Genomic DNA, 12,216 nt, shown 5'->3' with positions numbered 1-12,216 from the left:
CGGTTTGATAGATTTGAAATACAATCCCTGAATCAGGTTAAAACCGGTTCAGGGATTGTTTTCTTTAGACTAATATAATAAAAATTTTCCTTTTCCCATAATCAAAGGTATAATTGGGAGTATTGGATGTGATAGATATGGTTAGGAGTATGACAGGCTACGGCAGAAGTGTCCTTCGTTTAGAAAAAACAACAGTAACTGTGGAAATTAGAAGTGTTAATCATCGGTACTTGGATTTTACTGCTAAAATTCCCCGGTCTTTTTTATTTTTGGAAGATAAATTGAAGCGGATAGTACAATCCAAGTTTCAACGAGGTAGTATAGATGTGTTCATTAGTATTGAAGGGGAAGGATTTTTGGAAAAGAGTTTAAAAGCAGATTGGGAGTTAATGGATTATTATATGGAAACATTAAAAAAAGCGAAGGATCGTTATAACCTATCTGGAGAGATTCCAGCAGCAGTTATTACTACTTTACCTGAACTTATAACTGTACAAGAAATAGATAATCAGCCGGATGATTTAAAGGCTTCTATCTTATCAAGTGTAGATAAGGCATGTGAACAGGTAGCTGCTATGCGTAGGGAAGAAGGTACATTCCTAATGGAGGATGTGAAAGAAAGAATTGCAGCCATACAGAAAACAGTCATGCATCTGCAGTTGCGCAGGCAGAATGTGATTGAGGAGTATCGTGAACGAATTCAAAGTAGAGTGAATGATTATTTAAAGCATGTGGTAAACATCGATGAATCCCGTATTCATCAGGAAATTGCTCTTTTGGCAGAAAAGGGAGATATAACGGAGGAAATAACACGTCTTTTCAGTCATATTGATCATTTCAGTGCCACGATTTCAACGGATGGCGCAGTTGGTCGGAAATTGGATTTCATAACACAGGAAATGCACCGCGAAGCTAATACCATAGGAGCTAAATCGATGGATGCAGCGATAAGTGAAAGTACTGTTTCCTTAAAGAGTGAAATTGAGAAAATCAAAGAGCAGTTGCAAAATATCGAATAAACATTTGAATTTCATATTCATTTTAACTTATAATAAGGTACTGTAGATAGAAACATAGTGAGATTGTTACATAAGATAGAGAAAACAAGGGGGATAAATTTTTGAGTTTACGATTAATTAATATAGGTTTTGGCAATGTAGTTTCAGCAAATAGAGTTATTTCAATTGTTTCACCCGAGTCAGCACCAATTAAAAGAATTATTACAGTGGCCCGTGACAATAATAAACTAGTGGATGCAACCTATGGAAGACGCACAAGAGCAGTAATTATTACAGATAGCGATCATGTTGTTCTTTCTGCTGTACAGCCCGAAACAGTTGGACAACGTGTGCTGAGTCATGAAGAAGTTTTAGATGACAACTAAGCAGCGTATTAGGAGGAAATATTTTGATTGATGAGAAAGGGATTTTATTTATCCTGTCTGGTCCATCTGGTGTAGGAAAAGGAACAGTCAGAAAAGAACTTTTTGACCAGGCAACCCATTTGAAGTATTCCATTTCCATGACTACAAGAAATAGAAGGACAGGAGAAACAGATGGTATTGATTACTTTTATAAATCAAAAGAGGAATTTGAAAAGCTGATTGAACAAGAACAGCTTTTAGAATATGCTAAATATGTTAATAACTACTATGGTACACCTAGAACATATGTAGAAGAGATGCTTGCAGCCGGGCACGATGTTTTTTTGGAAATAGAGGTACAGGGTGCTTTGCAGGTTAAAGAGAATTTTCCAGAGGGAGTTTTTATTTTTCTATTCCCACCTAGTCTAGAAGAGCTGAAAAACCGAATTGTTAATCGTGGAACGGAGTCAACGGAACTTGTGTTAAACCGCTTGAAAGAAGCTAGAAAAGAAATTGAGATGATGGATGCATATGATTACGTGGTAGTAAACGATCGAGTTGAACTTGCAGTAAGAAAAATCCAATCGATTATTCAGTGTGAACACTTGAAACGTGAACGGGTCGCTAAACAGTATAAAAAGTTATTAGAGGAGGAAATGTGATGTTAGAGCCATCAATTGATGCATTACAAGAGAAAATTAATTCGAAGTATATACTAGTAACTTTGGCAGCAAGACGTGCAAGACAAATGAGTGAAACAAATAAGGTGTTAATCGAAAATCCGAAGTCTTATAAGTATGTTGGAATGGCTCTTGAAGAAGTGCAAGCAGATAAGTTGTTTGTAAATAAAGGAAAAAAATAACCTACGAAGTGTGTCCCTCGCTCATTATTATTTGCGAGGGACTTCTTTTTTAAATAGGAAAGATGGAGAATTCTAAAGGCTACTTACTCCATCGTGACATTCTGTAAGAAAATGCTCATACAGGATATGGCATTTTTATACTTTATTCTGCTGCTGTGGATTCTGAGTATCCTTTACTTCTTTTAAATTTACTTATACAACCTAATATAAGATTTATATCGGCATTGTATGATATAAATAGACTAGAATATTAACTGTGGGAGGGATATCATAATGGTTCATAATAAGAACGTCGTTTTAGGAGTGTCTGGGGGAATAGCAGCATATAAAGCTTGTGCGCTGGCAAGTAGATTAACACAAAAAGGGGCGAACGTGAAGGTAGTAATGACAGTAAGTGCTACTAAGTTTGTCTCACCATTAACATTCCAGGCTTTATCCAGAAATCCGGTTTACATAGATACATTCGATGAAAAAGATCCAGCTAAAATTGCTCATATAGATATCGCAGATTGGGCTGATATTGTAATAATTGCTCCTGCAACAGCAAATGTTATTGGTAAAATTGCCAACGGGATTGCAGATGATATGCTTTCTACAACCTTATTAGCGACACAGGCTACTGTATATATTGCACCTGCAATGAATGTTCATATGTATGCGCACCCTGCTGTTATTAATAATATGAAACGTTTGGATGATTGGGGTTATAATTTTATTGAGCCAGGAGACGGCTATTTAGCTTGTGGATATGTAGGAAAAGGGCGTTTAGAGGAACCGGAAAGCATTATTCAAGCAGTGGTAAACCATCAAGCTGATAAAGGAGTGCTTGCAGGTAAGAAAGTGCTGATTTCAGCAGGGCCAACACAGGAAACAATTGATCCAGTTCGTTTTTTTACGAATAGATCAACCGGGAAAATGGGTTTTTCTTTAGCGGAGGCTGCGGCAGAAGCGGGGGCTGAAGTTACCCTTGTTGCGGGACCTAGTGGAGAAAAGCTATCCAATAGGTTAATTAATCGTATTGACGTTTTAACTGCCGAAGAAATGTATGAGAAAATGCATCAGCACTTTCCTTCCCATGACATCGTTATAAAAGCAGCAGCCGTTGCGGATTACCGACCGAAACATGTATATAGCGAAAAAATGAAAAAGCAGGAAGGAATGTGGAGTATTGAAATGGAGAGGACCAAGGACATTCTCAAGTCCCTTGGGGAGATCAAAAAACACCAATTTCTGGTAGGGTTTGCAGCTGAAACAACTAATCCGCAAGAGTATGGGGTACAGAAATTAAAGAAAAAGAATTTAGATGCGATTGTTATTAATAATGTAGCAGCTGTTGGAGCTGGGTTTGGAGGAGATACAAACATCGCAACCTATATAAATAAAAATCTCAAACCCGATGAGATAACACTAGCAACTAAAATAGAAGTTGCCAGAAAGATAATAAGGTTTATAGATCGTGATATGAAGGATGAAGGTCAGTGAATATAGCTAACGTTATTGTCGATGTACCTGCGAGTAGTATTAACCAAACATTCGACTACCTTATACCAGATAGGTTTCAGGATATACTTACAAATGGGATGCGTGTAATTGTTCCGTTCGGCCCCCGGAAAGTAATGGGATTCGTTGTTGGTAAAACGTCTGAGTCCAATTTCAGCAAATTAAAGGAAATACATGATGTTCTGGATTTAACTCCGGTGCTTACAGAGGAATTATTAGATCTGGGAAAATGGGTAGCAAATGATACAATCAGTTTTTATATAACGGCCTTGCAGGCCATGTTACCTCAAGTACTGAAGGCACAATATAAAAAAGAAATCGTTCGGATGACCGCTGGTGACTTATCAAACGAACTGGAAAGTCTTTTTGCTGGAAGAGATGTCATTACATTTGAAGAATTTGAAGCTTCTGCTCTTACCTATTATCAGTTACAGAAGGCGATACAAGATGGTGATATTTCTATTGAATATCTTGTGAAATCAAAAATCACCAAAAAGCATCTAACCATGATTAAGCCAGTCAGTGAATTGCATTTACTGGAGGAATCACTTCAGGACTTATCAAAGAGTGCGAAAAAACAAGAGCAACTCTTAAAGTATTTCCTTGAAAATCCAGAACCGGTTGAAAAACAAAGTTTACTTAAAAAACTGCAAACAACTTCAAGTACTTTAAAAACGTTAATTGACAAATCACTACTTGTATCGGATAAAGTTGAGGTTTATCGAAACCCCTATGATGATGATTCTATTTCAAGGACAACAGCATTAGAACTTACAGAACAACAAAAAACTGCGCTAACGCCAATTAAAGAAAAGGTGAATTCAGAAGAGCACGATGTATTTCTTTTGCATGGTGTAACTGGAAGCGGAAAAACAGAAGTATATTTACAGGCAATTCAGGATGTTATACGTAAAGAAAAAGAAGCTATTGTCCTTGTGCCGGAAATTTCACTCACACCTCAGATGGTTAAGCGTTTTAAAGAAAGGTTTGGTTCGAAGGTTGCTGTCATGCATAGCGCCTTGTCGGCAGGGGAAAAATATGATGAGTGGCGTCGTATTCAACGAAAAGAAGTACAAGTAGTCGTAGGGGCAAGGTCAGCAATTTTTGCCCCATTTGAAAATATCGGCATCATTATTATTGATGAAGAACATGAAACAACATATAAACAAGATGATCAGCCACGCTATCATGCGCGTGATATTGCTATTTACCGGGGGAAAACACATAAATGCCCTGTAGTTTTAGGCAGCGCTACACCTACACTGGAGTCCTATGCAAGAGCACAAAAGGGTGTTTATCAATTAGCAACATTAAGTAAACGTACAAATGATAAAGCAATGCCAAAAGTTGAAGTTGTAGACATGAGGGAAGAACTTCATGCTGGAAATAGAACCATGTTTTCACGTAGTTTAAAAGAAAGAATCGAACAATGCATTGAAAAAGAGGAGCAAATAGTATTATTACTAAATAGAAGAGGTTATTCAACGTTTGTTATGTGCCGTGACTGTGGCCATGTGAAGGAATGCCCACATTGTGATATTGCGCTTACCTACCATAAAAACAGTAATCAATTAAAATGTCATTATTGTTCTTATGAAGAGTTAATGCCTAAAGTGTGTCCTGAATGTGAGAGCGATTTAATTCGTTACTTCGGGACAGGTACCCAAAAGGTGGAAGAAGCGTTAACGCAATTAATTCCTCAGGCTGAGGTTATTCGTATGGATGTTGATACAACTCGCCGGAAGGGCTCTCATGAAAAATTACTGAATCAGTTTGCAAATAAAGAAGCAGATATATTACTTGGCACGCAGATGATTGCAAAAGGTCTGGATTTTGACAATGTAACATTAGTAGGTGTATTGACAGCAGACTCAATGCTTCATTTACCTGATTTCCGCTCATCTGAAAAAACATTTCAATTACTGACACAGGTGAGCGGGAGAGCAGGCAGGCATAAACTTACTGGTGAAGTAATTGTCCAGACCTATACACCAGATCACTATAGTATAGAATTAGCCAGTGTTTATAATTTTGAAGATTTTTATGCGAAGGAAATGAATATGAGAAGGACCTTTCAATATCCTCCTTACGTCTTCCTGGTATTGATAACCGTATCACATCCCAACAAAATTAAGGTTGCTCAGACGACTCAGCAGATCGTCCAGTTGCTGATGAGTAATATTCAAAAAGATACAGTGGTCTTAGGTCCAACACCTTCACCAATGCCGCGTATGAAAGATAGATATCGGTATCAATGCATGATAAAATACAGAAATGAGCCTCAATTACGTGTATATATAAATAAAATTCTTGACCAATTTGCTGACGATGTTCGCAAAAATGATTTGTTAATTACGGTGGACATGCAACCATACCACCTTATGTAAGGAAGTACAGTAATAGAAAGAGGGTATATGATGAAACGAATAGTTTTTATGGGTACTCCAGATTTTTCGGTACCAATTCTCGAAATGCTTGTCCAGTCGGAATATGAAGTTGTACTCGTAGTTTCACAACCGGACCGCCCTAAGGGTAGGAAGCGAGTAATCACTCCACCTCCAGTAAAAGTAGAAGCGGAAAGACATAATATTCCGGTGTTTCAGCCTGAACGATTAAAGGATGAGTTTGAAGAAATACTTGCCTGCAAACCAGATCTTATAGTCACTGCAGCCTATGGTCAGCTTTTACCGAATGCATTGTTGGATGCGCCGGAATTTGGTTGTATAAATGTACATGCCTCCTTACTACCCGAGTTGCGGGGAGGGGCTCCAATTCACTATGCAATTCTGCAAGGGAAAAAAGAAACTGGAATAACAATTATGTATATGGTAGAAAAACTGGATGCTGGAGATATTTTAAAACAGCGATCTGTTCCAATTGATGAAAAAGACCATGTTGGTTCGCTACATGATAAGCTGTCCAAGCTAGGTAGAGATTTACTATCTGATACATTACCATCTCTTTTTGCAAATGATATTACACCTATTAAACAAGATAATGAAACAGCAACATTTGCAACTAATATTAAACGTGAACAGGAAAAGATCGATTGGACAAGAACGAATGTTGAAGTATATAACCACATTAGAGGGTTGCATCCATGGCCTGTTGCTTTTTCTTTATACAAAGGGAAAGTGATGAAGCTTTGGTGGGGTGAGACGGATAATAACGAATACGAAGGAATTCCCGGAGAGATTGTTCGCAAAGAGGATAATGGATTTGTAGTTGTTTGCGGCAACAAAAAGGGTATTCAAATTACAGAAATTCAGCCAGCAGGTAAGAAGCGGATGACTGTGGAAGAATATCTAAAAGGCTCTTCAGATCGAATAAAAACTGGAATAGTGATGGGTGATTAATATGAGTGACTATCAATTGCGTAACACTGTATTGAATTTGTTATTACGCATAGATAAAGATAATGGATTTAGTAATTTAGTTATCGATTCTGAACTCAAGTCAGGAAGGGTAAACCCAAAAGACGAGGGTTTATTAACGGAAGTTGTTTATGGGACCATTCAACGCAAGCTGACATTGGATTATTATATAGACAGCTTTGTTGATTCAAAGAAGAAGTTGGACGACTGGGTTAAAATGCTTCTTAGAATGTCTATTTACCAAATGGTATTTCTGGATAAAGTACCTGATCACGCAATTATTAATGAGGCAGTTGAAATAGCAAAGAAACGCGGGCATAAAGGTACAGCTTCGTTTGTTAACGGTGTACTTAGAAACATCCAGCGTAAAGGAGTGCCTGATACAGCAGAGATAAAGAATGCTGCCAAACGGATTGCAATTGAAACGAGTCATCCAGAGTGGTTAGTTGAGCGTTGGACAGCTGCATATGGTTTGGAGACAACTAAAGAAATGTGTTTAACAAATTTAAACAGAAAATCTGTGTCCATTCGTGTACAGCCGTTAAAGATTACACGTAACGAAGCAATGAAAGCCCTAAGTGAGCAAGGTTTTGAAATTAGAGAATCCGTGTTCTCTGACCAAGGGATTATTATTGATAAGGGAAACATTCTTAAAAGTGACTTATTTAACGATGGATTTGTAACAATACAGGATCAAAGCTCTATGCTCGTAGCTGAGATGCTGAATGTAGAAAAAGAGATGCATGTACTGGATGCTTGTAGTGCCCCAGGTGGAAAAGTTACACATATCGCTGAAAAAATGAAGAATACTGGAAAGATACATGCGTATGATCTGCATCAGAAAAAAGTAAAGCTAATAGATAAAAAAGCGGCTGATCTTCAACTATCTATTATTGATGCTAAAGCGGTTGATGCCAGACTATTGCAGGAGGAGCATGAAGAGGAAAGTTTTGACCGTATAGTTGTTGATGCCCCGTGCTCAGGGCTTGGGGTGCTTAAAGGCAAACCTGAAATAAAATATCATAAAAAGGAATCTGATATTAATCGGCTAGCGACGATTCAATTAGATATCCTCGAGAGTGTTGCACCTTTACTGAAGAAAGAGGGCTTATTAATATATAGTACCTGTACCGTAGATCCTCAAGAAAACGAGGGAGTAGTTAACAAGTTTTTAGATAGAAATAGTAATTTTAGTATAGATGGACGTTTTTTTGAGGAATTGCCGAGTGAAATTAAATCATCACCGGGGATAACAGCTGCTGGATTACAGTTATTCCCTCAAACCCATGAAACTGATGGCTTTTTTCTCACTAGATTTATCAAAAATTGAGAATAATGTTTTTTTATTAGTTTAATTGTGTAATACTTTAAATACAATAATAGAATTACAAGCATTAGTCATGTATTCTAAGGGGTGATTCAATGAAGGGACAATTTTTGACTGATAAGGGTCTTATCCGGAGCCATAATGAGGATTCAGGTGGTATCTATACCAATTCTTCCGGTCAAATTCTTGCTGTTATCGCTGACGGGATGGGTGGCCATCAAGCAGGTGATGTTGCAAGTCAGATGGCAACAGCTTTAATTCAAGAAAAATGGTTAAGATGTACTGAACTACATACGCCAGACGAAACCGAAAACTGGCTTACGAATACTATCGGGGAGATCAATGAAGCTATCTATAACCATGCTATGCAAAATGAAGCATGTCATGGAATGGGCACAACGATAGTAGCAGCAATTTGTATCAGAGACTTTATTACTGTCGGCCATATTGGTGACAGTCGCTGTTATATTTTAAATGAAAACGGATTTAAGCAAATAACGGAAGATCACTCGCTCGTAAATGCACTCGTTCAATCTGGACAAATTACTAAAGAGGATGCATTAAATCATCCAAGAAAAAATGTCGTCCTAAAAGCATTAGGAACTGAAAAAGAAATGATTGCTGATGTGCAGACACTAATAATGGAGCAATCCAATAAAATTTTACTATGCACAGATGGTCTTACTGATAAGGTTTTGGATGAAGAATTATGTAAACTAATGCAAACTTCAAGTGATATAATGCAAACTGGCGTAAAAATGATAGAACTTGCTAATGAACGAGGTGGAGAGGATAATATTACGCTTATAATTATGCAGTATGATGCTTCTCAGGAAGTTGGTGGATCCCCATGTTAAACGGCCACCTCTTAAATGACCGTTACCAAATAAATGCAACCATAGGCGGGGGCGGTATGGCTAATGTTTATTTAGCTAGAGACATTATATTAAACCGTGATGTTGCCATTAAGGTATTACGTCCAGAGTATGCTGACGATGAAGAGTTTATTGCAAGATTTGATCGAGAAGCCCATTCGGCAACAAGTCTTTCACACCCGAATGTGGTTAATATTTATGATGTTGGTGAAGATGACACTATTTTGTATATTGTCATGGAATACGTAGATGGAATGACTCTGAAAGAATACATACAACGTTATAGTCCACTTGATGTTCAGGAATCATTAGACATTATGAAGCAAATCACTGCAGCTATAGCACACGCACATGCAAATGATATTGTTCACCGTGATATTAAACCACAAAATATTTTAATCGATACATATGGACAAGTTAAAGTTACTGATTTCGGTATTGCAATAGCCTTAAGCGCAACTTCATTGACCCAGACAAATTCAATTTTAGGTTCTGTTCATTATTTATCTCCTGAACAGGCAAGGGGAGGGATGGCTACAAAGAAATCTGATATTTACTCAATTGGTATTGTGTTGTTTGAGCTGTTGACTGGAAGACTTCCCTTTTCAGGACAATCACCGATTTCAATAGCTTTAAAACATTTGCAGAATGATACACCATCCGTACGAAGGTTTAATCAGAATGTCCCGCAAAGCGTTGAAAATATTGTGCTCAAAGCAACTGCTAAGGATCCATTTCACCGGTATGAAACTGTTTACGAAATGGATGAATCATTGGATACTGCTTTACATCCTGATAATTTAAACGAAGAAATATATACTCCACCGGTAGAAGCTGGTGAGGAAACAAAAGCCATTCCTATTATCACGGATAATCAATTACACCATGATGCAGATCAGGACACAGTGATCCATCAAACAAATGGAGTTACAAAAAACTTCAGCGCTGAAGAAAGTGCTGTATCGGACCCTGATTTACCAAAAAATAAAAAAGCTTTAAAAAAAGAGAAAAAGGAAAAGAAAAAGAAAAAAAAGGGTAGAAAAAAATGGGTTGTTATTTTTATCATAGCACTTATTCTGTTAACTTCCGGAATTGCAGCATTGTTTATCATACCTGGTATACTACAGCCTAAAGATGTTATCGTACCGGATGTAATAAATATGGAATATGAAGAAGCAGTTGAAGAATTAGGCAATCGTAATCTTTTATTCGAACAAGAGTTAATTTATTCAGAAGAAGTGGAAGAAGGCCTCGTTGTCAAAACCGATCCAAATCCGGGCAGGACAGTAAAAGAAGACTCTACGGTCGTTGTTTATGTTAGTCAGGGAAAAGAAAGAGTTGTATTTTCTGATTATGTAGGTAGGGAATATAGTCAGGTTGAACGCTTGCTCGAAGATGATTATGAAGAAGTGATTGCATATGAGAAACATTCAGATAGACCAGTAGGAGAAATCATTACACAAATTCAGCCTGAACCAGGTAGCGAGGTGGTACCAGGTGACACACGCGTTATCTTTGAAATTAGCAGTGGACCCGAGTTAATCAGCTTAAACAATCTCAGAGGGATGACTAAACAAGAGGCATCAGACTATTTAACTAACAATAACTTAACAATGAACACCATAGATGAAAATTCCGAAAATGTCCCTGAAGGAGAGGTCGTTCGCCAGGACCCTGGAGCTAATACTGAATTAAAAGAGGGCGATACTGTAAACGTGTATATATCGATTGGTCCTGAAGAAAAACCTCCAGTATCCCATTCGATTACCTATACGGTCCCATATAACCCCGAGAGCTCCGAGGGAGAAGAAGACGAAGAAAACGAAGAAGAACAGGTGGAGCAAATTGTAAGAATCTATATAGCGGATATGAATAACAACCTAGCTGAAGTGTATAAAGAAGAGGCGATCACAGAGGATACAGAGTTTACATTCACACTAACAATCGCTCCTAATGCGGAAGCAGAATATTTAATTATGCGTGATGATGATATAATTACAAATAAGTCGGTCTCGTACGAAGAAGGTGAATAAATGGCAGAAGGAAGAATTATAAAAGCACTAAGTGGATTTTATTATGTTAAATCAGGAGAAACAATATATCAATGCAGGGGCAGGGGGGTATTTCGTAAAAAAAATATAACCCCTCTAGTAGGTGACTTTGTTTCTTTTGATATAAATGATCCCAACGAGGGATACATAATGGAAATCAAACCAAGGTCTAACGAATTAGTTCGTCCTCCAATAGCTAACTTAAATCAAGCAATTATTGTAAGTTCAGCCAAGGATCCTGATTTTAGTGCTACCTTGCTAGATCGTTTTCTCGTATTAATAGAAGCAAAAAATATAAAACCAGTAATTTTTATAACCAAGATGGACATTGTATCCAGTTCAGTAAAGCAAGAAATCGAGACCTATCAGAAAGAGTATCAGCAAATTGGTTATGATGTAGAGCTTCTGTCCTCAAAATTACCAGCTCAATTACCGAAATTAGATCATTATTTCACTGACAATGTGACTGTGATAGCGGGACAGTCAGGTGTTGGAAAAACGTCCTTGCTAAATGCACTAGATCCAACATTACTCCTTAAGACAGCAGAGATATCGAAGAGCCTTGGTAGGGGAAAACATACTACAAGGCATGTAGAGCTGATAGATGTACAAGGTGGTTTGGTAGCGGATACGCCGGGATTTAGCGCTTTAGAATTCAGTGAACTGGAATTAGAACAACTTGCTGGTTGTTTTCCAGAAATAAGAGAACAGAAGCAGTATTGTAAATTTCGAGGATGTATGCATGTCAAAGAACCTAAATGTGCTGTTAAGCAAGCAGTAGACCAAGGCGCCATACCCGCTTACAGATACAAACACTACTTAAATTTTTATGAAGAAATACAATTAAGAAAGCCGAGGTATTAA

11 protein-coding genes are annotated in these 12,216 nt (G+C 37.6%); all 11 read left to right on the top strand.

Translation table 11 applies throughout. The features are described 5' to 3' along the window. Window positions 1-137: 137 nt before the first annotated feature. The 11 genes from QGM71_RS04460 (at window position 138) to rsgA (ending at window position 12,216) form a co-directional block, all read left to right on the top strand. A complete protein-coding gene (locus QGM71_RS04460; RefSeq protein WP_327606410.1) occupies window positions 138-1,019 on the top strand; it encodes a YicC/YloC family endoribonuclease in 882 nt (293 codons plus the stop codon). A 101-nt stretch (window positions 1,020-1,120) separates the two neighbouring features. Then, the gene (gene remA, locus QGM71_RS04455; RefSeq protein ID WP_327606301.1) at window positions 1,121-1,384 is read left to right on the top strand and encodes an extracellular matrix/biofilm regulator RemA; all 264 of its coding nucleotides are present in this window, start codon (window positions 1,121-1,123) and stop codon (window positions 1,382-1,384) included. Window positions 1,385-1,407: 23 nt separating this feature from the next. Beyond that, on the top strand, window positions 1,408-2,025 hold the full coding sequence (gene gmk, locus QGM71_RS04450; RefSeq protein WP_327606300.1) for a guanylate kinase: 618 nt from the start codon (window positions 1,408-1,410) through the stop codon (window positions 2,023-2,025). Continuing rightward, the gene (gene rpoZ / locus QGM71_RS04445) at window positions 2,022-2,225 is read left to right on the top strand and encodes a DNA-directed RNA polymerase subunit omega (RefSeq protein WP_327606299.1); all 204 of its coding nucleotides are present in this window, start codon (window positions 2,022-2,024) and stop codon (window positions 2,223-2,225) included. The genes gmk and rpoZ overlap by 4 nt, the downstream gene beginning before the upstream one ends. A gap of 273 nt (window positions 2,226-2,498) precedes the next feature. After that, window positions 2,499-3,707 (top strand): bifunctional phosphopantothenoylcysteine decarboxylase/phosphopantothenate--cysteine ligase CoaBC, encoded by a 1,209-nt coding sequence (coaBC, locus tag QGM71_RS04440; RefSeq protein WP_327606298.1) that lies wholly within the window; start codon window positions 2,499-2,501, stop codon window positions 3,705-3,707. After that, the gene (gene priA, locus QGM71_RS04435) at window positions 3,704-6,112 is read left to right on the top strand and encodes a primosomal protein N' (protein ID WP_327606297.1); all 2,409 of its coding nucleotides are present in this window, start codon (window positions 3,704-3,706) and stop codon (window positions 6,110-6,112) included. The genes coaBC and priA overlap by 4 nt, the downstream gene beginning before the upstream one ends. Before the next feature lie 30 nt (window positions 6,113-6,142). After that, window positions 6,143-7,081 carry a methionyl-tRNA formyltransferase gene (gene fmt, locus QGM71_RS04430; protein WP_327606296.1) on the top strand — a complete coding sequence of 313 codons (939 nt, stop codon included), beginning with the start codon at window positions 6,143-6,145 and terminating at the stop codon, window positions 7,079-7,081. Window position 7,082: 1 nt separating this feature from the next. Next, window positions 7,083-8,429: a 16S rRNA (cytosine(967)-C(5))-methyltransferase RsmB gene (gene rsmB, locus QGM71_RS04425; protein WP_327606295.1), complete on the top strand. Its 1,347-nt coding sequence runs from the start codon at window positions 7,083-7,085 to the stop codon at window positions 8,427-8,429. 92 nt (window positions 8,430-8,521) lie between these two features. Beyond that, entirely contained in the window at window positions 8,522-9,283 is a 762-nt protein-coding gene (locus tag QGM71_RS04420) for a Stp1/IreP family PP2C-type Ser/Thr phosphatase (RefSeq protein ID WP_327606294.1), read from the top strand. Beyond that, on the top strand, window positions 9,277-11,334 hold the full coding sequence (gene pknB / locus QGM71_RS04415; protein WP_327606293.1) for a Stk1 family PASTA domain-containing Ser/Thr kinase: 2,058 nt from the start codon (window positions 9,277-9,279) through the stop codon (window positions 11,332-11,334). Before QGM71_RS04420 ends, pknB begins: the two co-directional genes overlap by 7 nt. Next, a complete protein-coding gene (rsgA, locus tag QGM71_RS04410) occupies window positions 11,335-12,216 on the top strand; it encodes a ribosome small subunit-dependent GTPase A (RefSeq protein ID WP_327606292.1) in 882 nt (293 codons plus the stop codon).

The organism is Virgibacillus tibetensis, assembly GCF_036026595.1.
Classification (GTDB): Bacteria; Bacillota; Bacilli; order Bacillales; family Amphibacillaceae; genus Virgibacillus_P; species Virgibacillus_P tibetensis.
This window is presented reverse-complemented; position numbering and strand designations above follow the sequence as displayed.

Excerpts from the sequence above, each read along its gene's own strand:
- QGM71_RS04460 (WP_327606410.1), top strand. The coding sequence starts at position 138 with ATGGTTAGGAGTATGACAGGCTACGGCAGAAGTGTCCTTCGTTTAGAA.
- coaBC (WP_327606298.1), top strand. The coding sequence starts at position 2,499 with ATGGTTCATAATAAGAACGTCGTTTTAGGAGTGTCTGGGGGAATAGCA.
- fmt (WP_327606296.1), top strand. The coding sequence starts at position 6,143 with ATGAAACGAATAGTTTTTATGGGTACTCCAGATTTTTCGGTACCAATT.
- rsmB (WP_327606295.1), top strand. The coding sequence starts at position 7,083 with ATGAGTGACTATCAATTGCGTAACACTGTATTGAATTTGTTATTACGC.
- QGM71_RS04420 (WP_327606294.1), top strand. The coding sequence starts at position 8,522 with ATGAAGGGACAATTTTTGACTGATAAGGGTCTTATCCGGAGCCATAAT.
- pknB (WP_327606293.1), top strand. The coding sequence starts at position 9,277 with ATGTTAAACGGCCACCTCTTAAATGACCGTTACCAAATAAATGCAACC.
- rsgA (WP_327606292.1), top strand. The coding sequence starts at position 11,335 with ATGGCAGAAGGAAGAATTATAAAAGCACTAAGTGGATTTTATTATGTT.